The sequence below is a fragment of the Halobacterium rubrum genome (assembly GCF_021729015.1).
Classification (GTDB): domain Archaea; phylum Halobacteriota; class Halobacteria; order Halobacteriales; family Halobacteriaceae; genus Halobacterium; species Halobacterium rubrum.
This window is the reverse complement of record NZ_JAJQQZ010000001.1, coordinates 883,273-907,718: the sequence shown is the minus strand read 5'-3', so window position 1 is coordinate 907,718 and position 24,446 is coordinate 883,273. Positions and strand designations below refer to the sequence as shown.

At 69.6% G+C, this 24,446-nt stretch carries 26 protein-coding genes and 2 tRNA genes; 13 read left to right on the top strand and 15 right to left on the bottom strand.

Going from position 1 to position 24,446, the window contains the following annotated elements:
• Positions 1–22 precede the first annotated feature (22 nt).
• Positions 23–856, bottom strand: a complete 834-nt coding sequence (locus LT971_RS04965) for a COX15/CtaA family protein (protein ID WP_237005745.1) — start codon at positions 854–856, stop codon at positions 23–25.
• Between the two features lie 136 nt (positions 857–992).
• Between LT971_RS04965 and LT971_RS04960 the strand changes: the two genes are divergently transcribed.
• The 3 genes from LT971_RS04960 (at position 993) to LT971_RS04950 (ending at position 4,273) form a co-directional block, all read left to right on the top strand.
• Entirely contained in the window at positions 993–3,242 is a 2,250-nt protein-coding gene (locus LT971_RS04960; RefSeq protein WP_237005744.1) for an NADP-dependent malic enzyme, read from the top strand.
• A gap of 62 nt (positions 3,243–3,304) precedes the next feature.
• Complete coding sequence (locus tag LT971_RS04955; protein WP_237005743.1) at positions 3,305–3,448, top strand: hypothetical protein; 144 nt, start codon at positions 3,305–3,307, stop codon at positions 3,446–3,448.
• A 54-nt stretch (positions 3,449–3,502) separates the two neighbouring features.
• Positions 3,503–4,273, top strand: a complete 771-nt coding sequence (locus tag LT971_RS04950) for a sulfite exporter TauE/SafE family protein (protein ID WP_237005742.1) — start codon at positions 3,503–3,505, stop codon at positions 4,271–4,273.
• 18 nt (positions 4,274–4,291) lie between these two features.
• Here LT971_RS04950 and LT971_RS04945 read toward each other — a convergent pair whose 3' ends face one another.
• Complete coding sequence (locus LT971_RS04945) at positions 4,292–4,918, bottom strand: ribonuclease H (protein ID WP_237005741.1); 627 nt, start codon at positions 4,916–4,918, stop codon at positions 4,292–4,294.
• 81 nt (positions 4,919–4,999) lie between these two features.
• Here LT971_RS04945 and LT971_RS04940 point away from each other — a divergent pair, with 81 nt between their 5' ends.
• Complete coding sequence (locus LT971_RS04940) at positions 5,000–5,506, top strand: CBS domain-containing protein (RefSeq protein ID WP_237005740.1); 507 nt, start codon at positions 5,000–5,002, stop codon at positions 5,504–5,506.
• A gap of 70 nt (positions 5,507–5,576) precedes the next feature.
• On the opposite strand, the gene LT971_RS04935 is transcribed toward LT971_RS04940, so the two are convergent.
• Positions 5,577–6,083, bottom strand: a complete 507-nt coding sequence (locus LT971_RS04935) for a GNAT family N-acetyltransferase (protein WP_280337622.1) — start codon at positions 6,081–6,083, stop codon at positions 5,577–5,579.
• 178 nt (positions 6,084–6,261) lie between these two features.
• On the opposite strand from LT971_RS04935, the gene LT971_RS04930 reads away from it, so the two are divergent.
• The gene (locus LT971_RS04930; RefSeq protein WP_237005738.1) at positions 6,262–7,179 is read left to right on the top strand and encodes a DMT family transporter; all 918 of its coding nucleotides are present in this window, start codon (positions 6,262–6,264) and stop codon (positions 7,177–7,179) included.
• A gap of 4 nt (positions 7,180–7,183) precedes the next feature.
• Here the strand turns inward: LT971_RS04930 and LT971_RS04925 are convergent, their stop codons facing one another.
• The 3 genes from LT971_RS04925 to LT971_RS04915 all read right to left on the bottom strand — a co-directional run bounded on the left by LT971_RS04925 (position 7,184) and on the right by LT971_RS04915 (position 9,102).
• Entirely contained in the window at positions 7,184–8,152 is a 969-nt protein-coding gene (locus tag LT971_RS04925) for an aldo/keto reductase (protein ID WP_237005737.1), read from the bottom strand.
• A 189-nt stretch (positions 8,153–8,341) separates the two neighbouring features.
• Positions 8,342–8,587 carry a DUF8028 family protein gene (locus LT971_RS04920; protein ID WP_237005736.1) on the bottom strand — a complete coding sequence of 82 codons (246 nt, stop codon included), beginning with the start codon at positions 8,585–8,587 and terminating at the stop codon, positions 8,342–8,344.
• A gap of 357 nt (positions 8,588–8,944) precedes the next feature.
• Positions 8,945–9,102: transfer RNA gene (locus LT971_RS04915), tRNA-Met, on the bottom strand.
• A 92-nt stretch (positions 9,103–9,194) separates the two neighbouring features.
• Here LT971_RS04915 and LT971_RS04910 point away from each other — a divergent pair.
• A complete protein-coding gene (locus LT971_RS04910; protein ID WP_237005735.1) occupies positions 9,195–10,283 on the top strand; it encodes a DUF7115 domain-containing protein in 1,089 nt (362 codons plus the stop codon).
• On the opposite strand, the gene LT971_RS04905 is transcribed toward LT971_RS04910, so the two are convergent.
• Complete coding sequence (locus LT971_RS04905; RefSeq protein ID WP_237005734.1) at positions 10,267–10,650, bottom strand: DUF5830 family protein; 384 nt, start codon at positions 10,648–10,650, stop codon at positions 10,267–10,269. The genes LT971_RS04910 and LT971_RS04905 overlap by 17 nt on opposite strands.
• Positions 10,651–10,729: 79 nt before the next feature.
• Between LT971_RS04905 and LT971_RS04900 the strand changes: the two genes are divergently transcribed.
• On the top strand, positions 10,730–11,350 hold the full coding sequence (locus tag LT971_RS04900) for a TVP38/TMEM64 family protein (RefSeq protein ID WP_237005733.1): 621 nt from the start codon (positions 10,730–10,732) through the stop codon (positions 11,348–11,350).
• Here the strand turns inward: LT971_RS04900 and LT971_RS16390 are convergent, their stop codons facing one another.
• Positions 11,351–11,473 carry an HVO_2523 family zinc finger protein gene (locus tag LT971_RS16390; protein ID WP_272904609.1) on the bottom strand — a complete coding sequence of 41 codons (123 nt, stop codon included), beginning with the start codon at positions 11,471–11,473 and terminating at the stop codon, positions 11,351–11,353.
• 83 nt (positions 11,474–11,556) lie between these two features.
• A complete protein-coding gene (locus LT971_RS04895) occupies positions 11,557–14,724 on the bottom strand; it encodes an adenosylcobalamin-dependent ribonucleoside-diphosphate reductase (protein ID WP_237005732.1) in 3,168 nt (1,055 codons plus the stop codon).
• Positions 14,725–15,059: 335 nt separating this feature from the next.
• Between LT971_RS04895 and LT971_RS04890 the strand changes: the two genes are divergently transcribed.
• The gene (locus LT971_RS04890; protein ID WP_237005731.1) at positions 15,060–15,257 is read left to right on the top strand and encodes a DUF8029 family protein; all 198 of its coding nucleotides are present in this window, start codon (positions 15,060–15,062) and stop codon (positions 15,255–15,257) included.
• A 5-nt stretch (positions 15,258–15,262) separates the two neighbouring features.
• Here LT971_RS04890 and trpG read toward each other — a convergent pair whose 3' ends face one another.
• From trpG to trpD, 4 genes are read right to left on the bottom strand one after another with little or no spacing between them, the layout of a single operon-like run.
• Positions 15,263–15,877 carry an anthranilate synthase component II gene (gene trpG, locus LT971_RS04885; protein ID WP_237005730.1) on the bottom strand — a complete coding sequence of 205 codons (615 nt, stop codon included), beginning with the start codon at positions 15,875–15,877 and terminating at the stop codon, positions 15,263–15,265.
• Positions 15,874–17,508: an anthranilate synthase component I gene (gene trpE / locus LT971_RS04880; protein ID WP_237005729.1), complete on the bottom strand. Its 1,635-nt coding sequence runs from the start codon at positions 17,506–17,508 to the stop codon at positions 15,874–15,876. The genes trpG and trpE overlap by 4 nt, the downstream gene beginning before the upstream one ends.
• On the bottom strand, positions 17,505–18,152 hold the full coding sequence (locus LT971_RS04875; protein ID WP_237005728.1) for a phosphoribosylanthranilate isomerase: 648 nt from the start codon (positions 18,150–18,152) through the stop codon (positions 17,505–17,507). Before LT971_RS04875 ends, trpE begins: the two co-directional genes overlap by 4 nt.
• Positions 18,152–19,165, bottom strand: a complete 1,014-nt coding sequence (gene trpD / locus LT971_RS04870; protein WP_237005727.1) for an anthranilate phosphoribosyltransferase — start codon at positions 19,163–19,165, stop codon at positions 18,152–18,154. The genes LT971_RS04875 and trpD overlap by 1 nt, the downstream gene beginning before the upstream one ends.
• A 200-nt stretch (positions 19,166–19,365) precedes the next feature.
• Here trpD and LT971_RS04865 point away from each other — a divergent pair, with 200 nt between their 5' ends.
• Entirely contained in the window at positions 19,366–19,515 is a 150-nt protein-coding gene (locus LT971_RS04865) for a hypothetical protein (protein WP_237005726.1), read from the top strand.
• 222 nt (positions 19,516–19,737) lie between these two features.
• A tRNA-Val gene (locus LT971_RS04860) sits at positions 19,738–19,812 on the top strand.
• Between the two features lie 318 nt (positions 19,813–20,130).
• Here LT971_RS04860 and LT971_RS04855 read toward each other — a convergent pair.
• Both LT971_RS04855 and LT971_RS04850 read right to left on the bottom strand, forming a co-directional pair.
• Positions 20,131–20,538: a DUF8060 family membrane protein gene (locus LT971_RS04855; protein ID WP_237005725.1), complete on the bottom strand. Its 408-nt coding sequence runs from the start codon at positions 20,536–20,538 to the stop codon at positions 20,131–20,133.
• Positions 20,535–21,539 (bottom strand): DUF7490 domain-containing protein, encoded by a 1,005-nt coding sequence (locus tag LT971_RS04850; RefSeq protein ID WP_237005724.1) that lies wholly within the window; start codon positions 21,537–21,539, stop codon positions 20,535–20,537. The genes LT971_RS04855 and LT971_RS04850 overlap by 4 nt, the downstream gene beginning before the upstream one ends.
• 198 nt (positions 21,540–21,737) lie before the next feature.
• Here LT971_RS04850 and LT971_RS04845 point away from each other — a divergent pair, with 198 nt between their 5' ends.
• The 3 genes from LT971_RS04845 to LT971_RS04835 all read left to right on the top strand — a co-directional run bounded on the left by LT971_RS04845 (position 21,738) and on the right by LT971_RS04835 (position 24,445).
• Positions 21,738–23,135, top strand: coding sequence for an APC family permease (locus tag LT971_RS04845; RefSeq protein WP_272904709.1), 1,398 nt, complete (start codon positions 21,738–21,740; stop codon positions 23,133–23,135).
• 2 nt (positions 23,136–23,137) lie between these two features.
• Positions 23,138–23,914, top strand: a complete 777-nt coding sequence (locus tag LT971_RS04840; protein WP_237005722.1) for a universal stress protein — start codon at positions 23,138–23,140, stop codon at positions 23,912–23,914.
• A gap of 75 nt (positions 23,915–23,989) precedes the next feature.
• On the top strand, positions 23,990–24,445 hold the full coding sequence (locus LT971_RS04835) for a DUF7960 family protein (protein WP_237005721.1): 456 nt from the start codon (positions 23,990–23,992) through the stop codon (positions 24,443–24,445).
• Position 24,446 lies beyond the last annotated feature (1 nt).

Sequence of the window (24,446 nt, the reverse complement as noted above, 5' to 3'; positions counted from 1 at the left end):
CCGGTGCAGGATTCGCGCGCCGCTACGCCGCCGTGGGGCTGGCGGCGGTTCCGGCGCGGACCCGGGCCGCGACGACGAGCAGCGCGGCGACAGCGGCGGCCAGCGCGTAGTACGAGAGCTGGACAGCGGCGGAGAACTCGACGATACCGACGCCGAGCAACACCTGCACGACGACGAGCAGGACGGTCGCCCCGCAGGCGGTGCCAGCGCGGCTCGCACCACGCCGGCGCGCCCACACCCAGCCCGCGAGCGCGGCCGCGAAGACGACCAGTTCGAACGTGTGGTGGAGCAACTGGACGCGCGTGCCGTAGATGGCGAAGATGGTGTTCCGGGAGAACGCGAGTTCCAGCGGGAGCGCCGCGAGTCCGGCGAGCGCGGCCGTGCGGACGCGGCCGAGGCCGAGACCGGTGTGTTCTCGCATCCGGAGCGTCGTGTAGATGAGGGTGCCGAAGATGGCCATGGCGGCGAGGTGGTGGATGGCCTGCGTGAGCGGCATGTACCCCCACGGCAGGAGGCCACTGAAGGTGACAGTGGTGCCGCCCAGAATCACCTGCACGGGCAGGAGGACGACCGAGAGGACGCCTGACACCTGGATGTCGCGGTCGTCGAAGTTGCGGTAGGCGACGGCGCCGGTGCCGAGGATGAAGAACCCGACGACCATCGCGACCGAGCGGTGGAACTGCTCGATGAAGTCGTTGACCGGCAGCCCGAACGGGAGCAGCTGTCCACTGCAGTCCGGCCACTGGAGCCCGCAGGTGGCACCCGAGCCCGAGACGGCGGTGAACTCTCCGAGGAGGATGAGCGCGAACGTGAGTACGGTCGTCACAGCCGCGAGCTGGTACGAGCGACGAGCCATGGTGGGGATTCCGGTCGAAGGGTACGTATGCGTGTCGGGTTCTCCAGCGCGACGGGAACACCGAGTTCGACGCGCGACGAACCAGCGTTCGACGCATTGGGACAGGTTTTTGCGGGATGCCGGCGGTGTCCCAACCATGGGACTCGACGAGGACGCGCTGGACTACCACGCCAGCGACCCGCCCGGGAAAGTAGAGATCTCGACGACGAAACCGACCAACACACAGCGGGACCTCTCGCTGGCGTACTCGCCCGGCGTCGCGGCGCCCTGCCGGGCCATCGCCGACGACCCCGACGAGGCCTTCAAGTACACCACGAAGGGGAACATGGTCGGCGTCGTCTCGAACGGGTCGGCGGTGCTCGGCCTGGGGGACATCGGCGCACAGGCCGCCAAGCCCGTCATGGAAGGGAAGGGCGTGCTGTTCAAGCGGTTCGCAGACATCGACGTCTTCGACATCGAGCTCGATCAGGCCTCCGCCGACGAACTGGTCGAGACCGTGTCGGCGATGGAGCCAACGTTCGGCGGAATCAACCTCGAGGACATCAAGGCGCCCGAGTGCTTCGAGGTCGAGCGCCGGCTGCGGGAGGAGATGGACGTCCCCGTCTTCCACGACGACCAGCACGGCACCGCCATCATCTCCGGCGCGGCCCTCCTGAACGCTGCCGAAATCGCCGGGAAGGACCTCGACGACCTCGAGGTCGTCTTCTCCGGCGCCGGCGCGTCCGCCATCGCGTCCGCGAAGTTCTACGTGAGCCTCGGCGTGAACCGGCAGAACATCACGATGTGTGACTCCTCGGGCATCATCACCGAGGACCGCGACGTCAACGACTTCAAGGCCGAGTTCGCCCAGCCGGCCGGCGAGGGCGGCGGCCTCGCGGACGCGATGGACGGCGCCGACGTCTTCGTCGGGCTCTCCGTCGGCGGCATCGTCAGCCAGGACATGGTGCGGTCGATGGCCGACGACCCCATCGTGTTCGCGATGGCGAACCCCGACCCCGAAATCGACTACGAGTCCGCGAAAGCCGCCCGCAGCGACACCGTCATCATGGCGACCGGCCGCTCGGACTACCCCAACCAGGTCAACAACGTCCTCGGGTTCCCGTTCATCTTCCGGGGCGCGCTGGACGTGCGCGCGACCGACATCAACGAGGCCATGAAGGTCGCCGCCGCCGAGGCGCTGGCCGACCTCGCCAAGCAGGACGTCCCCGACGAGGTCGTCAAAGCCTACGGTGAACAGCCGCTCCAGTTCGGCTCCGAGTACATCATCCCGAAGCCGCTGGACCCGCGCGTGCTGTTCGAGGTGGCGCCGAAGGTCGCGGAGGCAGCGATGGAGTCAGGGTGTGCGCGCACCACGCTTGACCTCGAGGACTACCGCGAGGAGCTGGAGGCCCGCCTCGGCAAGAGCCGGGAGATGATGCGCATCGTCATCAACAAGGCGAAAAGCGAGAAGAAGCGCGTCGCGCTCGGCGAGGGCGACGACGAGAAGATGATCCGCGCCGCCTACCAGATGGACGAGGAGGGCATCGCCGACCCCGTCCTGCTGGGCGACCGCGACACCATCCACGGCAAGGTCGAGGCGCTCGGCCTCGACTTCGACCCCGACGTCGTCGACCCCGACGAGGGCGACCACTCCGAGTACGCCGAACGCCTCTACGAGCTCCGGAAGCGCAAGGGCATCACGCGCAGCGAGGCGGAGTCGCTGGTCACCCGCGACCCGAACTACCTCGGGTCGACGATGGTCGAGGCCGGCGACGCCGACGCGTTCCTCACCGGCCTCACCCACCACTACCCGAGCGCGCTGAAGCCGCCGCTGCAGGTCGTCGGCACGGCGCCCGACGCCGACTACGTCGCGGGCGTCTACATGCTGACGTTCAAGAACCGCGTCATCTTCTGCGCGGACGCCACGGTCAACCAGGACCCCGACGCCGACGTGCTCGCAGAGGTCGCCGAACACACGGCCGACCTCGCGCGGCGCTTCAACATCGACCCACGTGTGGCGATGCTGTCGTACTCGAACTTCGGCAGCGTCGACAACGAGGGCACCCGGAAGCCCCGTGACGCCGCCCGCATCCTCCGAGAGCGCGACGACGTCGACTTCCCGGTCGACGGCGAGATGCAGGCCGACACCGCCGTCGTCGAGGACATCCTCCGGGGCACCTACGAGTTCAGCGACCTCGAGAACGCCGCGAACGTCCTCATCTTCCCGAACCTCGAGGCCGGCAACATCGGCTACAAGCTCCTGCAGCGCCTCGGCGGTGCCGACGCCATCGGGCCGATGCTGGTCGGCATGGACGAGCCGGTCCACGTGCTCCAGCGGGGCGACGAGGTCAAGGACATCGTGAACCTCGCCGCCGTCGCCGCCGCCGACGCACAGGAAGAGGACTGACGCACCGACGGCCGTCGACTCGACGACCCCGTTTTATCTTTCCGGTGCCCGCTCTGTCCCGCATGGTGCTGGACGCTCTCCGTTCGACCGAGTGGACCGACGACCAGGTGCGCGCCCGCACGCGGCGCGCCGCACCGGCTGGTGCCGGCGCTGGCGGCGGTGTCGGCGCGCTGCTGGGCTACTGCTACGTCGCGCTCACCGAGTAGCCACAGCCCGTCGGCTGGCCGAACGCTTTTGTCGACAGGTGTCCCGGTTGGCGTGTGATACTCGGCGTCGCGACCGACGTGACGGTGGTGGTGTTCGCGGTGGCGTTGTTCGCCGGCGCAGTCACGGGCATCACGGGCTTCGGGTTCGCCGTCGTGGCGACCGCGACGCTGGCGAGTGTGCTCGCGCCCAGCGACGCCGTCGTCGTCCTGATTCTCCCGCTGCTCGCGACGAACGTCTCGCTCGTCCGGGAACTGGACGGAGACGCCCTGCAGTCGTGCGCCCGCCGGTTCTGGCCGTACGTCGTGGCCGCCGCAGCCGGCACCGTCGTCGGGATGGCGGCACTCGAGAGCATCCCCGCCGGCCCGCTGACGTCCGCGCTCGGCGCGCTCACGCTCGTCTACGCGGCGTTCACGCAGCCGTTCGTTTCCGTCCCGGGGAAACAGTGGCTGGCCGACCGGTGTTTCCGGGTGGATGGTCCGTCGAAGGCGCTGCTCGGGTTCGCGTCCGGGCTGCTGTTCGGCGCGAGCAACGTCGGCATCCAGGTGGTGGCGTACCTCCGGTCGCTTTCCCTCGACCGGTCGACGTTCGTCGGCGTGCTCGGAATGGTGCTGCTGGGCGTGTCGACGATTCGCGTCGGCGCCGCCGCGGCGCTCGGCCTCTACGGTGGCTCCGGGCTGTTCGCCGTCTCCGTGGCGGCCGCCGTCCCCAGCGTTCTCGGCGTCGCTGTGGGCCGGCGAATCAGACCCTCGCTCTCCGAGGGCACGAAGCAGGCGCTGACGCTGGTCGTACTCACGAGTGTCGGTGTCAGACTGCTGGTGGGGTGAGCAAGCGTCCGCCGCCGGTCAGTCGCCGGCGCGGCGGTCCGAGCGCGACGGCGGCGGAATCTGGGGGTCCGACGAGGGCGTCGTCGCGTCCGGCAGCAGACAGCGGTCCGACTCGTCGTTGACGTGGGCGTACTGGCCGGGCTCGTTCGCGAGGACGTGGGCCGGGTTCCGACTGCTGTCGACCTGTGCGGCGCGAATCTCCGAGAACCCGGTGACGCGAGCCCGGATGCCGCGCCAGTGGTGGCGGGCCTCGCTGGGGACCGAGAACTCCCGCAGCGGCCGGTAGTCCCGGCGGCGCGCCGCGAGCACGGCGGTGTTGACGTCGGCGGCGAGCGCGTCGTGGTCGACGAGCACGCCGACGCTGGCGCCCGGCGGCGCACGCGACGCGAGCGTGTCGAGTCCGAGGTGGAGCGCACGGTACTCCGCGACGTTGTTGTCCGGCGCGCCGTCCGGCACCGACCGGCGCGCGACGCGGTCGCCGTCCCGCGTCTCGATGATGACGCCGAGGCCGGCGCCGTCGCTGGCGTACGACCCGTCGGTGGCGACGTAGAAGTCCCGCCGGTGGGAGTGTGGGGGGTGCGCGATGTGCGGCGTCGGCGCGTCGTCGAAGAGGTCCCGCAGGCTCGGTTGGCCCACAATGGCCATACGCCGAGTACCTGCTGGCTCGACGTAAATCTGCCGGCGGTAGGCATACGGCCCCGGGGAGCGTCACCGTCGAACAGGAGCATGTTGGTCCGAGACCTCATGACGGCGGACGTGGAGACGGTTCGAGACTCCGAGGACGTGAGCACGGTCCTCCAGAAGCTCGCCGAACGCGAGTTCACGGGGTTCCCCGTAGTGGACGAAGACGACCGGCTCGTGGGCGTCGTCACCCAGCGGGACATGGTCGAGCTGTTCCAGCCCGAACACCGCACGGTCTGGATTCCCATCGGGCTGCCGCCGTTCCTCGAGTCGCTGGACTACGGCTTCGAGCTGTCCTGGGACGACCTCGAGACCAGCCTCGACCTCGCCTCCAGCGCGGGCAAGCCCGTGAAGCGGATCATGACCGAGGACGTGCTCACGGTCGGCCCCGGCGACTCCGTCGACGACGTCCTCGAGATTCTCGCCCACGACGACCGGGACGTGAACCGCGTGCCCGTTGTCGACGGCGACGGCGACGACCTCGTCGGCATCGTCACCCGCGAGGACGTGTTGCGCGCGCTGCACGCCGAACGGTCGGGAGTACAGCTGTAGGAGTCGCCCCGCGGGGTCGTCTCTCGAAGCGACGGGGGGGAACAGCCGGACGAACCCGCGCACGGCTCGCTCACAGTGGCCGGTGGTAGACGGCTTCCGTGAAGTCGTCTCCGGCGTGGGTCGTGGTGGTCGTGCCGGTTTGCTCGAACCCTCGCCGCTCGTAGAACGCGCGAGCCTGCTGGTTCCCCCGGAGCACGCAGAGCGAGAGGCCGGCCACGTCTGACGGGAGCGTGGCGAACGATTCGTCGAGGAGCATCGAGCCGATTCCCTCGTTCCGGTCGGCGGGGCGGACGTGGATGGCCTTCAGCTCTGCCGCGGACGCCGCGACGAAGTCCGCCGTGGCCGCCGGTCGCCAGACGAGCTCGACGACACCGACGACTGCACCAGCGCGGGTCGCGACCAGCATGGCCTTCTCGCCGTGGGAGACGGTCTCCCGAACGAACGCTTCGAAGGCGTCGGGAACCGCGGCGTCCCAGTCGAGCGCCGCCGGCGGGAGCAGCCCACTGAACGCGTCTCGTCTACTCTGTCGCATCACCTGATAGACTGCGTCTGCGTCGGCAGGTCTGGCTGGCCGCACGGTGTCATCGGAGGGCACAGGCCTCTGTCGCTACTGGCTCACGAAAGTAGTTCCGGGTGAGCGCAGTCCCGGCGGGCTCTCGAGTGTCGCTGGTCGGTCGCCCGCTGCCGGCTCGGGGTCCGCGGCAATATCGTTCCGGCTCCGAAACGGTCAATTCCCCACGGCGTGGAGTGGTGGCGTGACCAACTACCGCGACGCTGTCCTGTTTCTGCTGCTCGCGGCCGTCTGGGGGTCGGCGTTCCCCGCCATCAAGGCGGGGCTGGAGGCCGGCTTCGAGCCCGTGCTGTTCGCGGCGGTCCGGTACGACGTGGCGGGTGTCGTGATGCTCGCGTACGCCGCCCGCGTCAGCGACCGCTGGCTGCCGCGGACGCGGGCCGACTGGACGACCGTCGGCATCGCCGCCGTGTTGATGATCGCTGCCTACCACGCCTTCCTGTTCGTCGGCGAGCAGCAGACGACGAGCGCCGTCGCTGCGGTCGTCGTCAGCCTCAGCCCCGTGCTCACGACCGGGTTCGCTCGCGCGTTCCTCCCCTCCGAGCGGCTCTCGGTCGCCGGGCTCGTCGGGCTCGGGCTCGGTCTGATCGGCGTCGTCGTGCTCTCGAACCCCGACCCGGAGAACCTCTTCGCGGGGAACACCGTCGGCGTCCTGCTCGTGCTGGCGGCGTCGACGTGCTTCGCGCTCGGCAGCGTTCTCACCCAGCGCGTCGACGACGACCTCTCCATCGAGACGATGGAGGCGTGGTCGATGCTGCTCGGCGCCGGTCTCATGCACGTGGTCAGCGTCGCGGCCGGCGAACCCCAGGTCGTCCCCCGGAACTCGGAGGCGCTGTTCGCAATCGCGTACCTCTCGCTGGCCGCCAGTGCCGCCGGGTTCCTCGTCTACTTCGAGCTGCTGGAGCGCCTCGGTCCCATCGAGATCAACCTCGTGAGCTACGTCGCGCCCGTGTTCGCGGCTGTCGTCGGCCTGCTGTGGCTCGCCGAACCCATCACGCCGAACACGGTCGCCGGCTTCCTCGTCATCTTCACCGGCTTCTGCGTCCTGAAGCGGCGCGCGCTCGCCGCCGAACTGCGCCGGGTGCGGGCGTCGTGGGCGTAGAACGCTACTTCGCGTCCGCGATGCGCTCGAACTGGGCGGCCGTCAACTCGACGTCGGCCGCCGCGACGTTCTCCGCGAGTTGCTCGGGCGTCCGGGCGCCCGTGATGGGGGCGACCACCTGGTCGTGGTGGAGGAGCCACGCCAGCGACACCTGTGCGGGCGAGGCGCCGACCTCGTCTGCGACGGCCTCGACGGCGTCCAGCGCGTCGAAGTTCGACTCGGTGAGGTAGGAGTCGACGAACTGCTGGTCGGTCGCCCCGCGGGTACCCTCGGGTGGCGCCTCGCCCCGGCTGTACTTCCCGGTGAGGAAGCCGCCGGCGAGCGGCGACCACGGCACGACGCCGATGCCGTAGTCCCGGCACATGTCGAGGTAGTTCCCGACGACCTCCCGGTTGACGGCGTTGAACCGGGGCTGGGCGACCGTGAACGGCTCGTACCCCTCCCGTTTCGCTATCTCGTTGGCCTTCGCGACCTTCCAGGCGTTGGGCTCGAACGTCGACGCGCCGAGGTAGTGGACTTTGCCGTCGCGCACGAACTCGTCGAGCGTGCGCATGAACTCCTCGGCTGGCGTCTCGTCGTCCCACCGGTGGACGTACAGGAGGTCGACGTAGTCGGTGTCGAGCCGGTCGAGGATGCTGTCGACGCTGTCCCGGAGGTGTTTGCGGTTCAGGCCGCGGCCGTTCGGGCCCTCGCGGGTCGGCCAGTACACCTTCGACGCGACGACGTAGTCCTCGCGGTCGCGGTCCGCGAGCCAGTCGCCGATGTACCGCTCGGCGCGGCCGCCGCCGTACATGTCGGCGGTGTCGAGGAACCGGCCGCCGGCGTCGGCGTACGCGTCCAGCAGTTCGTGGGCGCGCTGCTCGCCGACCTCGACCTCGCCGGCGTCGTTCTCGCGGCCGAACCGCCACGTGCCGAACGCCAGTTCGGTGACTCGCAGCCCGGTGCGGCCCAGCGGCACAGCGTCCAGTCCCATGGTCGTGGCGACGGAAACAGCCGGGTTAAGCGGTCCGCCTTCGACTCGCTGCGGGAACGAGTAGCGAACGAGCAGCGCCACAGAGAACACGAGAGCGAGACAGAACAGCGGGCGGCGCGAAGTGAATGGAGGAGACAGGGACCGAATTCAGGGGCTCGCGTGGAAGTGCAGTCGCGTCGGGGGGACAGGTCAGTCGGCGCGGTGACGGTGACCGAGGACCAGCGCGACGACGTGCGCGAGCACCATCACGACGAGCGCGGTCTGTTCGGCGGACGACGACGGCCCGGCGACCACGAGCGGCAGGTAGAGGAACGGCAGTGCGACGGCCGCCCAGAAGCCCGCGACTTCCAGGGGCTTCAGGACGGTCGCGGACCCGGGCGTGGTCACGGCGTCGGTCGCGGCCTCGGCGAGAGCGGAGCGGGAGGGGGTTGACATTGGGAGGGGCACCTCGTCTACTCCATTCTAGGACCGCCCATCCCATATAGTAAGCTGACCGTTGTCGGCGTTTCACTCCGTTTTAGGCCGTTATCCGGATGACTACCGACTCTTCACGAGGCGTCGAGAGCAGTCCTAACAGTTTATCGAGGGCTCTCGTCACGTAACTCCGTACCCTCAACTGATTGACGGCTCGGTGGTGTATAACCCCGATAGCCAGCCGGGCGTCGCGCCGGGCAGACGACTCACCCAGTCTCTCGTCGGCAACAGGCCCATCCTACGGATTTCGACGGCGGCCCAGCAGAGGAAACGACAGCAGTCACCGTAGCTCGTCGACGTCGTCGGTAGTCGCAAAAGTGCCCGGGGAGGGTTTTGAACCCTCGATCTCCGCATGTCCCAGGTTCGAGGCTCGGCGGGCCTCGCGGACATGCTGAGCATCCACGTGGCGTTGGGATGCCGCACCGAAGCTCGATACCCTATGAGTGCGGCGCTATGACCAGCTAAGCCACCCGGGCTCGTTTCGCCGTATGCTGGTCTTGCTCTTTAACGTTCTCATCTCGACCGGCCACCCGCCGGGTTTAAGCCGAGTCGGTGGTTTCGGGCCTACATGGACGTACCTGCGCTCGTGCAGTCCTCGCTCGGCGACGAGGACGTCGCCGCCCACGTCTCGCTGAAGGGGGAGGACGCGCTGTTCGTCACGCCGACGCGTACCCTGCTGTACACCGCCGAGGGACTCCTGAGCGACGAGTCGGTCTCGGAGTTCCCCCACGACGCCGAAGGCGTCCAGGTCAGTGAGGGGCGACGGAAGACGAAAGTGACACTCGACTACGGACTGGACGGCGAGGAGTCGTTCTCGCTTCCCTCGGGGAGTCTGGACGACGCCCTGCACCCGATTCTCGCGGGCGTGCTGAACGCCGCGGACGTCACCGACCCCGGGGAGACGGTCAAGCGCACCTACCGGTTCAGCGAGCTCACGCTGGTCGTCACCAGCGACCGCGTCGTGAAACACATCGGGTCGGCGGTCTGGGGGCCCGACTACGAGGAGATCGCGTTCGCGACCGTCACCGGGCTATCCACGGAGGAGGGCAACGTCTCCAGCCAGCTCGTCCTCGAGACGACCGAACGCACCGAACGTCTCAAGGCGCCGAACGAGCAGTTCCGCGCCGTCCGAGAGGCCGTCGAGGACGCCGTGTTCGCGTACCACGGCGTGGACAGCGCTGCGGAGCTCGCGGCGGCCGGCGGGAGCGGCGACCCCGAGGGCGGGTCCGGAGCGGTGTCGTTCGGCGGCGGCGTCGACCCCATCGACACGAGCGGCGTCGGCGAGGACGACGAGGAACAGGACGCAGCCGGTGTGACTGCCGACGCGGAGGCTGCAGGCACGAGCAGCGCTCCGGACAGCGAGCCCGAGGACAGTGCGGAGACGGCTGCACCGAGCGCCGAACGCGCCGGCGAGAGCGAGGACGACAGTGGGGGCGACGAGTTCGAGTCCAGTGGCTTTCAGACGGCGGCGGCGAAAGTCGAGCCGCCGGTCGAACCCGAGGAACTAGAGGCGGAACTTGACGAGATGGCGGCGGTAATCGACGAGCTCGCGGACACGGTCAAACGCCAGCGCGCCGTCATCGACGCCCAGCAGGAGGTCCTGGAGGCCCAGCGCGAGCGCCTCGACGACCTCCGGGCGCTCACTCCCGACCAGTGACCTTCCGGATGCACGAGGAGCCGAAGGGGCCGAGTTCGCCGGCGTCGAGGTCGACGAAGTGGCCCGTCGACAGCGACGACCCGCAGCGCCGACACGAGAACTCCCCCTCCTTCTGAATCACCTGCGAGTCGAAGCTGACGTACGCGCCGCCCTGCGGGTAGACCTCGCCGGACTCGCGTTCGATGACGCCGCGACGCTCGGCCTCGTCGAGAATCTTTCGCGTGGTCTCCGGGTGCGTGGTCACCGTCTCGATGCGGTCGACGGCGTCCGCGACCGACAGCGACCCGAACTCGAGGTTCGCGAGGAGTTCCACGCCGACCTCGACTGGGTCGGCCTCGTCGGCGTCGACCCCGCCGTGACCGGTCATACCGTGTCGTCGGTGGAGGTCGTACTTCAGCGTTGCCCGATGGCAGTCGTTTTGTGGCTCCCCCGGATAGCAGGCGCCGATGCGACGCTACGCCGCGGGCGCGGTCGCCGCCGTGCTGGTCGCGCTGGCAGTCGTACTTCGCCCAGCACGAGCACTTGACGCCCTCCGTGTCGCGCTCGCCAGCCCGTGGTTCCCCGCGATTCTGGTCGGCCTGTACGCCGTCCGTCCGTTCCTCGCGTGGCCGATCAGCGCGCTCTCCCTGCTCGTCGGCTTCAGGTACGGGCTGGCCGTCGGCGTCCCGATAGCGCTGACGGGCGCCGTCGCCACCAGCCTCCCCGCGTACGCCGCCGGCCGGTACGCGCCCGTCGACGGCCGACTCCTCGGCCGGTTCTCCGCCGGCAGCGAGCGCTTCTTCGCCGCGACAGGGGACGTCCGCGGGCTCGTCGCCGCACGATTCGCGCCGACGCCCGCCGAACCCGTCTCGGCCGCCGCCGGCGCCGGCAGCGTCGGACTGGGCTCGTTCGTCGTCGGAACGGTCGTCGGCGAACTCCCGTGGGTCGTCGGCACCGTCTTCGTCGGCAGTGGCCTCGACGCCCTCTCGATGACCGGCGCCTCGGTGAGCCCCGCGTTCGTCGTCGCCGGCTGTGTCGCCGCGGCCGCGCTGCTCGGGCCCGTCGCGTACCGGCGGGTCGTCGCGTAGTCAGAACGTGAACGGGTCGCTGCAGTCGACCACGACGCCGTGCTGTGGGCAGACGTACTTGCAGTGGCGCTTGAACAGGTCGGCGTCGCACTGCGGGCACGCCGGTGCGTCGTCCGCTGGCATACCCGAACACTGCACTGCGGCGAGTAAAGGCGTGTTCCTCTCGGAAGCGAAAGAACGGCTACGCTTGCTGCGAGCGCGTCAGGTCAGCACTCGCTCCAGCCACAGGACTCGCAGGTCTTGCAGCCCTCGCTGTAGTAGAGCGTCATCGACCCGCAGTCCGGACACTCGGGGCTCTCCCCGGCGTCGATGAGCGACTGCGTCGCGTCCTCGGTGTCCTGTCCGTCGGCGTTCCCGCCGGCGCCGGTCGGGCCCTGCGGGCCGCCCAGCGACTCGGCAGCGCCGCCGTCCGTCTCGGGTGTCGACTGTGCGCCAGCCGCTTCCTCCTCCTCGCCGATCTCGGTGAGGTGCTGCTGCTGGGGGTAGGCCGCGCGGTCGACGTCGCCGTCGAGGTAGCGGCGTAGCGCCGTCCCGAAGGCGTCCGGGATGGAGTTGACCTGCTCGCCCTTGTCCCAGGCGACCTTCGGCGACCGGATGCCCTGGAGTTTGTCCGCGATCTCGGCGGGGTCGACGCCGGACCGCAGCGCCACCGAGATGGTCTTCGCGAGCGCCTCGGTGAACGAGCCCGTGAAGCCACCGGAGTTCCCGGTGTTCGCGAACAGCTCGAACGGCCGCTCGCGCTCGGGGTCCTCGTTGATGGTGACGTAGAGCTTCCCGTAGCCGGTGTCGATGCGCTGGGTGACGCCGTGCAGGAGGTCCGGCCGGGGCTGCTTCTCGGCGAAGTCGTCCTCGTCGAAGGCAGCGTCGTCGCCGGTCGCGAACAGCTCACGGAGGTCCTCGCCGAAGGCGTCCTGGACGTCGTCGTTCTCGAGGAAGCCCTCGATGCCGCCGAACGTCTCCTGGATGGTCTCGACCATCGCCTCGGCGGCCTCGTCCTCGTCGAGCGTCGAGAACTCGGTGTTGTCGGCGCGCGTCGTCAGCACCTGCTTGCTGCGGGTGCCGTCGCGGTAGACGGTGACGCCCTTCCCGCCGTTCTCGTAGATGTAGCGGTACACCTCGTCCATGTCCTCGACGGACGCGTCGTTCGGGAAGTTACACGTCTTCGAGATGGCGGAGTCGACGCCGTCCTGGCAGGCGGTCTGGACGGCCGCGTGCTCCTTCCCGGAGAGGTCGCTGGTGACGACGAACAGCTCGCCGATGGCGTCCGGCACCGTCGTCAGGCCATCGACGCCGTCGAACTCGTTGTTCGCCATCTGCTCCTGGGCCTCCGCTTTGACCGCGTCGACGTCGACGTCGTTGTCCTCCAGCGTCCGGAGGAAGTAGTCGTCGAACTCCACGAGCATCTCGTCGCCCTGCACGTCGTCGCTGACGTTCTTGTAGTAGGCGACGTTGTAGATGGGCTCACAGCCGCCCGTGGTGTTGCCGACCATCGACGTGGTGCCGGTCGGCGCGATGGTCGTCGTGTTGTGGTTCCGGACCGGGTAGCCGTCCGCCCACTCGTCGGCGTCCTCGCCGGTGTGGTGCTCGAACCACTCGGCGTACTCCGTCGGGTCGGCGTACTTGGACTTGTCCCACTCGTCGAAGCTCCCGCGCTCCAGTGCGAGCTCGTGGCTCGCGGCCTTCGACCCGTGGTTGATGGTCTGCATCAGCTGGCTGGCGATCTCGTTGCCCTCCTCGCTGCCGTACTTCACACCGAGCTGGATGTACAGCTGGGCCAGTCCCATGACGCCGAGGCCGATCTTCCGCATCTCGGCGACCTTCTGTTCGATCTCCTCGACGGGGAAGTCCGACATCGTGACGACGTTCTCGAGGAACCGGGTCCCCATCTCGATGCGGTGCTCGAACTCGTCGACGTCGACGGCCTCGTCGAGGAACTGGCTGACGCCCTCCTCGAGGCTGTCGAAGTCGTGGTTCTCGCTCCAGACTCGCCAGTCCGGCGAGTCCTCGGCCGCGAGCGTCGAGAGGTTGATGTGCCCGAGGTTGCAGGCCTCGTACTCCTCGAGTGGCTGCTCGCCGCAGGGGTTCGTCGCGAGGATGCGGTGGTCGGGGTGCTCCTCCACGTCGAAGGAGTGCTGTTTGTTCACGCGCTCGAGGTAGATGACGCCGGGTTCGCCGTTCTCGTGGGCGCCCTCGACGATGCGGTCCCAGAGCTCGCCGGCGGGCAGCGTGAGCTCCTCGCCGGGCGTGACGTAGTGGCCGAGCCCGTACCGGGAGTACATCTCCTTCGTCTCCTCGGTCGCGATGTGGGCCTCGCCCGTGCGCGGGTTCGTGAACGTGTACTCCTCGCCGTTCTCGAGGGCCTCCATGAAGCCGTCGGTGACGCCGACGGAGATGTTGAAGTTCGAGAGGTGGCCCTCGACGGCGTTCCGGAGGTGTTCGGGGACGCGGCCGTCCTCGTCGATGAGGTCGCGGGCCTCCTCGAGGGCCTCCGAGAACTCGGTGTACGTGTAGTCGTCGGGGTCGTTGAGCTTCAGCGTGTGCGCCAGCGAGACGTCCTTGTTCTTCGCGTGGATGAACTCCACGACGTCCGGGTGGCTGACGCGCATCACGGCCATCTGCGCGCCGCGGCGCGCGCCGCCCTGCGCGATGGTCTCACACATCTGGTCGAACGTCTCCATGAACGTCAGCGGGCCCGAGGCGATGCCGCCCGTGGAGCCGACGGTGTCGCCGTACGGCCGGAGCTGCCAGAACGCGTAGCCCATGCCGCCGCCGGACTGGAAGACCTCGGCGGCCTCCTTGGCAGTCTGGTGGATGTCCGTGATGTCGTCGTCGGGCGAGTCGACGAAGCACGCGGAGAGCTGCTGGAGCTCGTCGCCGGCGTTCATCAGCGTCGGCGAGTTCGGCATGAACGACAGATTCTCCATCAGGTCGCGGAACTCGGCGGCGACGCCCTCGACGTGCTCGCGCACCTCGGGGTCGTCGAGCTCGGGGACGACGGTGTCGTACGCGAACTTGTTGACGTTCTCCTCGGTGAGATCGACGGTCTCCTCGTCGCTGTCGGGGTCGATGTCTCCACCGAACACCTCCTCGGCGAGTTCGTCTCGCCGCGGGTGGTCGGGCTTCAGCTGGCTGGGCGTGACCTCGACGGGGTCGTCGCTCTCGTAGACGACCTCGGCGAGCGCGATGTTCTTCGCGACGCGCGGGAACAGGTCCTCCTGCTCCTCGACGAGCTCGCCGTCGGTGTCCTTCCGGAGGTAGCGCGCCGGCAGGATGTTGTGGTAGGCGTTCGCGGTGAGACGGTCTTCGAGCGATTCGCCGGTGACGCGCTTGACGGGCAGGGTGAGCTCGTCCGCAGAGAGGTCCTCGGAGCTCATCGGCTATCCCTCGGCGCGACAGTCCGTGAAGTGGTGGGTTGGAATTTCATGTATGGGTGAACGTCGGTGTTCGGGAACGACACACTGGTAGCCGGCACGGGAGGTTAGTAGTTGTGTTCTCGGTACCCCCTGAACCGGGCCGCTCGCGCCGCCCCAATTCGGCGTGTCTGCGTCCTACGTCCGGGCCGAATATGAAGGCTCCCAAAGCGAGGTGAAAGTGGCGACAGCTGGCCACCACATCTCCGGGACGGCGCCGGGACTTCAGTTTCGTCTTCCACCCGAACGCAGGGGGTGTGGCCCACAGACTTACCACCGTCCGCTCCGTGGCCGTCACCATGCTCGCTGCACTGGCCGCCGTCGGCGGCCTGACCGGGTCGCCGCTGGGGACGCTGTTGCTCGCGCTGGTCGCCATCGGCGTCGTGGTTCTCGTCGGCCGATTCGTGTTGAGTGTCGCGTGGAAACTCGTCGTCCTCGCGACCCTCGTGGTCGCGGGGCTGTGGGTGGTCTCGACGCTGGCCGGCGGACTGTTCTGACAGCCCTACTCGCCGGCCGTCGCCGCTGGCGGCAGTGCCGACCGGAGGAAGTTCTCGACGATGTCGTGGCCGGCGCCCGTGAGTACGGACTCCGGGTGAAACTGCACGCACTCGATGGGGTACTCGCGGTGCCGGACGCCCATCGCCAGCGTCCCGTCGGCGGTCTCCGCCGTGACCTCGAAGCAGTCCGGGATCTCGGTGCAGGCCAGCGAGTGGTAGCGGGCGGCCGGGAACCCCTGCTGGACGCCCGCGAACACGCCGTCGCCGTCGTGGTCGACGGGACTGGTCTTGCCGTGCATCGGTTCGGGCGCGCGACCGACCTCGCCGCCGTACTCGTAGACGGCGGCCTCCATCCCGAGACAGACGCCGAGTGTCGGCACGTCGGGGCCGACCTCCCGGAGGACGTCCGCCGTCACGCCGACGTCCCGGTCGTTCTCGGGGTGGCCCGGCCCCGGACTGACGACGACGGCGTCCGGGTCGTAGTTCCGTACGTCGGCCAGCGACGCCGTGTTCTTCACGACCTCGGTCTCGGGCCGGCTGTCCGGCAGCGTCTGCTCGGAGACGTACTCCACGAGGTTGTACGTGAACGAGTCGAAGTTATCCACGAACAGCACCCTCATCGCTGCTGCACCTCCGCTGGGTCGGCCTCACCGTCGGACTCCGGACCGCCGCCTCCGGTGGCGGTGTCGGCCTCACCGTCCTCGGTGTCGTCCACGCGCACGCGGTCGACGGCCGCGAGCACGCCGTCCATCTTCGCCTCCGTCTCGTCGAACTCGGCGGCCGGGTCGCTGTCGGCGACCACTCCGGCGCCGGCGCGCACGCGAAGAGTATCCGGGTTCTCTCCGTGCTCCACGGTCGCCGACCGGATCGTGATGGCGAACTCGGCGTCGCCGGTCCACGAGAAGTAGCCGACGCCGCCGCCGTAGATGCCCCGCGGGCTGGCTTCGAGGGCGTCGATGTGCTCCATCGCGCGGACCTTCGGCGCGCCCGACAGCGTGCCCGCCGGGAACGACGCCCGGGTCGCGTCGAATGCGTCCACGTCGCCGGCGAGCGTCCCCGTGACGGTGGACTCGATGTGCTGGACGTGGCTGTACTTCAGCACGCGCATGAACTCCGGGACCTCGACGCTCCCGGCCTCGCTGACGCGGCGGACGTCGTTGCGCGCGAGGTCGACGAGCATCGTGTGCTCGGCTCGCTCCTTCTCGTCGGCGAGCATCTCGCCCGCCAGCCGCCGGTCCTCGACCGGGCTCGCGCCGCGCGGACACGTGCCCGCGATGGGATTGTTGAGTACGGTGTCCCCGTGGACTGCCACGAGCGTCTCCGGGCTGGCGCCGACGACGGTGCGGTCGCCGTGCTCCAGCAGGAACATGTAGGGCGAGGGATTCACGTCTCGGAGCGCGTCGTAGAGGCCGCGCGGGTCGACGTTACCGTCCAGCTCCCGGGTCCGGGAGACGACGGCCTGGTAGACCTCGCCGTCGAGGACCGCCTCCTTGGCCGTCTCGACGGCGGCCTCGTACTCGTCGCGGTCGCCCGCGCGCTCGTCGGTCACGCGGAACCCACCGAACTCCGGGTCGTCGACAGTGCGCAGGGCGTCCCGCACGCGCTCGGCCTCGACCGCCAGCTCGTCGTAGACGGCGCCGGCGTCGTCGTCGTCGACGACTGGCGTGAACACCAGCGAGACAGAGTCGGTCGCGCGGTCGAAGACGAGCGTGCGCGTGGTGAGCGCGAACTCGGCGTCCGGCAGCGGCGTCTCCGGGCGCTCGACGCCGACTTCGTCGAGCCAGAGGTCGTAGACGGCGTCGTACGCGAGAAAGCCCACCAGACCGCCGTCGAGCAGCTGGCGGTCCTCGGCGGGGAAGTTCCGGCGGTCGACGCCGGGGAGCGCGCCCCGGAGGCGGTCGAGCACGTCGCCGTCACCGTCGCCGTCGAGACGGTCGACGACGCGGTCGTCGCGCAGCCGTCGAACGCTCGTCTCGTCCGGGTCGACGGTGACGACGGCGGCGGGGTCGTAGCCGACGAACGAGTACCGGGCGTGGCGCGCCTCGTCGGCGCCAGACGGCTGGAACGCGCCGTCGGGGTCGCTCGCCGAGGTCTTCTCAGCGCTCTCCAGCAGGAAACCGTGGTCGCCGTCGACCAGCGCGTCGTAGGCCGTCAGCGGCGACACGTCGACGTCGAGCTCGGCGGCGACCCGGACGACGGCGGGGCCATCGGCGGCGAGGTCGATGAAGGCGTCGCGGTCGGTGTCCATCACAGCGGCTCGACCTCGCGTGGCTCGGTCGCGTTCGCGACGAACGCCTCGACTGCGTCGTGGTCCTTCTCGCCCGGCGCGGCCTCGACGCCGGACGCCACGTCGACGGCGAACGGGTCGACGGCGTCGACGGCGTCCCGGACGTTCGCCGGAGTGAGCCCGCCCGCGAGCACGACCGGCGAGTCCACGTCCGCGGCGAACTCCCGGGTGGCGTCCCAGTCGTGCGTGCGGCCGGTGCCGCCGCCGCCGTCCTCGCCGACGGAGTCCACGAGCAGCGCGTCGACGACGTCGTCGTACCGGGCGGCCGTCGGGTCGCCGGCGTCGACGACCTGCAGCACGGCCACGTCGGTGTTCGCGCTGACGTACGCCACGTCGCCGAGCGGGAGGTCGCCGTGGAGCTGGATGGCGTCCGGGGCGACCGTCTCCGCGAGCTCGACCGCTCGCTCGGCGGTCTCCGGCATCGTGACGAGCACGCTGGTCACGAGCGGTGGCACCGACTCGACCAGTGTTGCGGCGCCCTCGACGGCGACCTCCCGGGGCGTGTCCACGGAGACGTCCGCGATGACACCGACGGCGTCGGCGCCGGCGTCGACCGCAGCCTCGAGGTCGCGTTCGGTCGTCAGCCCGCAGACCTTCACGCGGGTCATCACTGGGCCGCCGCGTGGGGTTCGCGGAGGCGCTCCAGCGTCTTCGCGGCGGCGCCGGAGTCGATGGCTTCGGCAGCGCGCTCGGCGCCGTCGCGCAGCGAGTCGGCCTCGCCGGCGACGTAGATGGCTGCGCCCGCGTTCGCGAGGATGATGTCACGCTTCGGCCCGGTCAGGTAGCCGGTGACGATGTCGCGGAGGTCTTCCGCGTTCTCGTCGGGCGAGCCACCGGCGACGGCGTCGATGGGCGCCTCTGCGACGCCGAAGTCCTCGGGCGTGACGGTGTACTCCTCGATGCTGCCGTCCTCGTGGAGCTCCGCGACCGTCGACTCGCCGTGGAGCGCGAACTCGTCGAGGCCGTCGCCGTGCACGACGAGCGCGCGGTCGACGCCCATGTGGGAGAGGGCACGAGCGAGCACGGGGACGAGGTCTGGGTCGTAGACGCCGACGACCTGCGCGTCCGCGCCGGCGGGGTTCGTGAGCGGGCCGAGGACGTTGAAGATGGTGCGCACGCCGAGTTCGCGGCGCGGCCCGATGACGGCCTTCATCGCCGGGTGGAACTCGGGGGCGTGCATGTAGCCGATGCCGTCGTCCTCGATGCGTGCTTCGACGGCCTCCGGGTCGGTGTCCAGGTCGACCCCGACGGCCTCGAGGACGTCGGAGCTACCCGACGACGAGGAGACGGAGTAGTTGCCGTGTTTGGCGACGGGAACGCCCGCGCCCGCCGCGACCATCGTGGACGTCGTGGAGACGTTGATGGTGTCGTAGTCGTCGCCGCCGGTGCCGCAGGTGTCGACCAGCGGCTCGCGGTCGGGGTCGACGGTGTTGGCGGCCTCCCGCATCCCCTGGGCGAACCCCGCGATCTCGGTCTCGGTCTCGCCTTTCGCGCGGAGCGCGGCGAGCAGCGCCCCGATTTCGGCGTCGGTCGCGTCCTCGAACAGTCGCGTGACGGCGTCGCGAGCGGCGTCGAGGGAGAGGTCCTCGCCGGCCGCGACGCGCTCGATGTATTCCTGCATTGTGGACACCAATGTACTATTTCGGGTTATAGTGTACAAGTCTGTACGTTCACTTAAGCGTGTCGTGCGGTGCGGTGACACGGCAGGTGGCGGAGCCGAGGGGTCGAGGCGGCGCGGTCGGAGCCAACAAGCGTCGCTCGCACCCGGCAGTCTGGGTGGTGCCGCTCTGGCGGAGGCCGGGGTCGACGAGGGCGAGATTCGTGAGCGAGGCGCTGCAGTCGAAGGTTCTCCGCTCGACGGCTGTGGCTGTCGCCACGAGCTACCGCCGACGGCGACGGATTCCCGGGCAGAAACTCGGCGGAGCCGTCGGGCGTGCCGCGGTACTCGCTGGCGTCGACCGGTCGAGCTGAGGAGACTGGCTCCCGGCCAGTCCGCGAGCCGAGGGAGCCCGCGGCTCCGACTGCACCTCCGACGCGGTCGCAGCGAGGGACGTCCGTCTGGATGCGGGGGGCACGACTGGCCCGCCAGCGGGGGTCGGCAAGTGGCGTCTCCCCTGCCCCCTCGTGCCTTCTCCGATTCGAAACCTTCAACTGTACCCCCGGACTACGAAGGAGTGCAGCGAGAGGCCACGAGGGTTGGTGGTCTAGTCAGGCTATGACACCTCCTTGACATGGAGGAGGTCGGCGGTTCAAATCCGCCCCAACCCACTTCTACTGGACTTCTGACGCCGAGGACTGCCCTGGCCCGGCTCGGAATTCGCTTCAGTCCATTGCTCTCGAACTCGTGCCTGCCAGCGGTGGCTCCGTCGCTGGCGCGTGACGGCGTGGCGACTGGCGTGTGGCGGATTTGAATCGGGCGAGTCGCAGTGCGCGAACGCAGCGAGCGTGGTTCGCAGTTCTGCCCCACCGCATCTGCTGCACCGGGTCGCCGACCGGGAACTCGCGGTCCGTCCAGTCGGACGGCGAACGCGACATTACGCGGTGGGTCGCCGTCCAGCAGTATTGCTCTGTCGGTGCCGTCGGGGGTTACACCCCGCCGCCGCCGTCGCTGCCGGTGAGCTCGCGGACGACGACGGAGATGCCGATGCCCGCGGCGAGCAGGACGACGAGGTTGAACGCCGCGCGGAACAGCGCCCGGTACTCGCGGCCGACCCACTCGTCGATGACGGCGACCGCGCTGGTGTAGAACTGGAAGAACGCGACCAGGGCGACGAACCCGAGGACCACGAGGGCCCCCCGGAGGATGAGGTCCCGAACGTCGCCGGCGTCGTCGCGAGCCCGGCCGGCGCCGCCACGGACGCTGCCGTCGTTGCTGCTGGTGCTGGTACTGGTGCTGCTGTCCTCGGTGTCGGTCTCGGCGGTCGAAGCCGCCGGCGCTTCTCCGTCGTCGTCGGTGTCGTCGGTGGTCGACTGGGTTCTGTCTCTGTCACTCATGGTGACCGCCTCCGTGCGGCGGCGAGGGTGGCTGCTGCGGCGACGGCGAGGAGGGCGGCGACCGGGCCGAACCCGGGGACGCTGCCGCCGGCCGACTGGTCGCCGCCGGCTTCCGTCTCCGGCTGTTCGTCGCGCGTCGTCTCGAAGTCCTCGACGCGCAGGCCGGTGTCCCGGACCGTCGTGTTCGCCTCGATGCGCTCCTGTGGGTCGAGGTTGGCGGCGCTGCGCGCGGTGTCGACGATGACGCCGTCCTTCCGGAGGATGGCGTCGAGGTAGTAGTTGTACTCCGAGGGCACGTCGACGGCTGCGCGGGGTGTCACCGTCGCTCCGGGGGCGACGTCGTCGACCGGGACGGTCGTTCGGGCGGCGACCACGTTCGACTCGGCCTGCCGGACGACCAGTTCCACGGAGACGTCACCGGACGGCTCCGCACCCCGGTTCGTGAGGTACGTCGACACCTCCAGCGTCGTGGTGTTGCCGTCGGCCGCAGCGACGGCGTACTGGACGGCGGGGAGGTCGGCGCCGAACCGGTGGAAGGTCACGTGGCCGCCGGCCTGCACGCTGCCGACGCCGCGCACAGACTTGGCGACCGTGGCGACGCGCTGGCCGTCGGCGTACAGCACGGTCTCGATCCGGTAGCCGCCGTCGCGGGCGACGGGGACGTCGACGCTGACGGGGGTCTCGCGGTCGCCGGAGATGGTGTCGACGTCGACGCTGCGGGTGGTCTCGACCAGTCCGGACTCGAGGCCGACCGCGCGCACGTCGACGGTGACGTTCTCCGAGTCGCCGCCGCGGTGGTCGAGGTAGGCGGTGACCGAGAGGTCCACGGTCCCCGACGACGTGCCGTCCGCCGCGATGGTCACCTCCTCGACGTCGACGCGGCCGGGCCGGACGTCGTCGCGGTCGGTGTCGGCGACGACGCCCGGTATCGCGACGGCCGCGACCGCCGACGCGACGACGACGGCGGCGATGCCGGCAGCGAGGAGCCGTTCGCGGTCCATGTCATTCGGTGGCTCGATAAACGTCAAGTGTCTTGTGGCTCTGCCGGTGAAATTTCGTCCGTGGGTCGGTCGTCCCGACGTCGAGAGTCCACGGACGGCGCGGCGTCGGGCGTCGGCCCACCCCGGCTACCACCCGGATTTATCCTCTCGGTGGACGAACACTATCACGTGTCGAACGAGCCGACAGATGCAGACCCGATGGGGGAGAACGTCGCCGGCGAGGCGCCGGAGACCGACGCCGGCGTAGTCACAGGTGTGACGACAGTACACGACGACTCCGAGCTCGAACGCACCATCGGACTGACCGGCGCCCTCGCGATCGGCATCGGGACGATGATCGGCGCCGGCATCTTCGTGTTCCCGGGGCTGGCAGCCCAGAACGCCGGCCTCGCGGCGACGCTGTCGTTCGCCATCGGCGGCGGCATCGCGTTGCTCGTCGCGCTCCCGACGTCGGAACTCGCGACCGCGATGCCCCGCAGCGGGGGCGGCTACTACTTCGTCTCCCGGGGACTGGGGACGGCGTACGGCGCAATCGTCGGCCTCGGTCTCTGGCTCGGCCTGATGTTCGCGTCGGCGTTCTACCTCGTCGGGCTCGGCCACTACGCCAGCGCCGTGCTCGCCGAACTCGGCATCGTCCTCGGGTTCAGTCCCGTCGTCGCCACCGGGCTGGTGTTCGGCGCCGTCCTCACGGCGGTGAGCATCGGCGGTACCGAGAACACGTCCGCGATACAGAACGTCGTCGTCGGTATCCTGCTCGTGGTGCTGACTGTGTTCCTCTCCTACGGCGTGCTCGACGCAGTGGGCGTCTTCGGCCGCGAGACGGCGCCGGAGGCGTTCTTCTCGCAGGGGTACTTCCCGGTGCTGTCGACGGCGGCGCTCGTGTTCACCTCCTACCTCGGGTTCGCGCAGGTCGCGACCGTCGCCGGCGAGATCGAGGACCCCGGCCGGAACCTCCCGGCGGCGATGGTCGGGTCGGTCGTCGTCGTCACCGTGTTCTACGTCGTCACCATCTTCGTCGCGACCAGCGCGTTCGGCGCCGAACGCCTCGGCGAGTTCGGTGAGACGGCGATGGTCGAGGTCGCCCGCGACCTACTCGGGACGCCCGGCGCCGTCGCCATCCTCGGCGCCGGCCTGCTAGCGACGTTCTCCTCGGCGAACGCCTCGATTCTGAGCGCGTCACGGTCGGTGTACGCGCTGAGCAGGGACGCCCTGCTCCCCCGGAAAGCCAGTGAAGTGAACCTCCGGTACGGGACGCCACACGTGGCGTTGCTCTCCGCGGGCGGGCCGATTCTCGTGCTCGTCGCGACCGGCCAGACCGAACTGCTCGCGGAGGTAGCGTCGTTCCTCCACCTCGTGATGTACGGGCTGATGTGCGTGACGCTGGTGGTGCTGCGGCGGCGGAACCCCGAGTGGTACGACCCGAGCTTCGAAGTCCCCGGCTATCCGGCGGTGCCGGTCGCCGGCGCGATAGCCAGCTTCGCGCTCGTGGCGTTCATGCAGCCCGCGTCCATCGCCGTCGGCGTCGTCGTGATGGCGGCCGCCTACGGCTGGGGCCGGTACTACGCCGAGGGCGTCGACCTCGAAGGAGCAATCTGACCATGACAGACAGACCATCGATACTCGTCCCGGTGCGCGTGCTCGAAGGCGAATCGCTCCCCGAGGGTGTCCCGGACCTGCTCGCGGACGCCCACGTGGTCCTGCTGGGGTACCACGTCATCCCCGACCAGACGGCGACCGGGCAGGCCCGCCTCCAGTTCGAGGAGCGGGCGAACCGTCGCCTCGACGAGTTCGAGGAGATACTGACGGACGCTGGTGCGACCGTCGAGCGCCGGCTCGTGTTCACGCACGACGGCCAGCAGACCATCGACCGGCTCATCTACGAGCACGACTGTCTGGCGGTGCTCGCGCCGAACGCCACCCGCGGCGTCGAGGACATCCTCGTGGCGGTACGGGGGACCGTCGGCACCGACCGGCTGACGCGCACGGTCGCCGGCCTGTTCGGCGACCGGGACGTCACGGTGACGCTGTACCACATCGCCGGCGAGGGGGAGAGCGACGCGGACGCCCAGACGCTGCTGGACGGGCTGGTCGAGCGCCTCGTCTCGCTGGGGATGGACGAGGACAGCGTCGAGACGCGCGTCGAGCGGACGAACGCGGTGCTGGACACCATCATCGAGGCCGCCGACGACTACGACGCGGTCGTGATGGGGGAGTCCGACCCATCGCTGACGACGTTCGTCTTCGGGCTGCCCGCCGACCAGGTGGCAGACCGGTTCCTCGGCCCGGTGTTCGTGGTGCAGCGCGAACGCCAGACGGACGACGAGGAGAAGGAGGACGAAGAAGGCGAGGACGACGGCGGAGACGAGGCGGCGTGACTGCGGGGGCTAGTCGTCGGAGCGGGTGGTGCCGCCACGGGTAGACAGAAGACCCTCGCGTCCCTACCGGCAGGCATGTACACGGGGAAGACGGAGCAGCCGTGCTGTCTCTGTGACGACCCGGACACCGCCGCCCGTGTCGACCTCCCGCCGGCCGCCATCCCCGAGATGGCGAACAGCGACCCCATCGCGTGGCAGGACGTCGAGGGCGAGGTTTCGATTCACTTCTGTGCGAGCGACTGGGAGCTGGTCCAGGAGCTCGTGCTCGACCTCGGCCAGAACCCCCTCGGGAAGTGCAACGTCGCCCGTGCCTCCTTCGACCTCCGGGAAGACTTCGAGGCGCTGTTGAACGACATCAGGGACGAACCCGACCACTCGGGCGTCGAAGCCGACCTGCTCGATCGCAGCGAGCAGGCGCTCGCGGGCGACGACGGCGACGCGTCCGACCGCGAGCGCGTGCAAGCGCTGCTGGTCCAGTGGGTGCTCGACGAGCGCCCCGAGACCGGGACGCCGGCCACCGACGGCGAGTAGC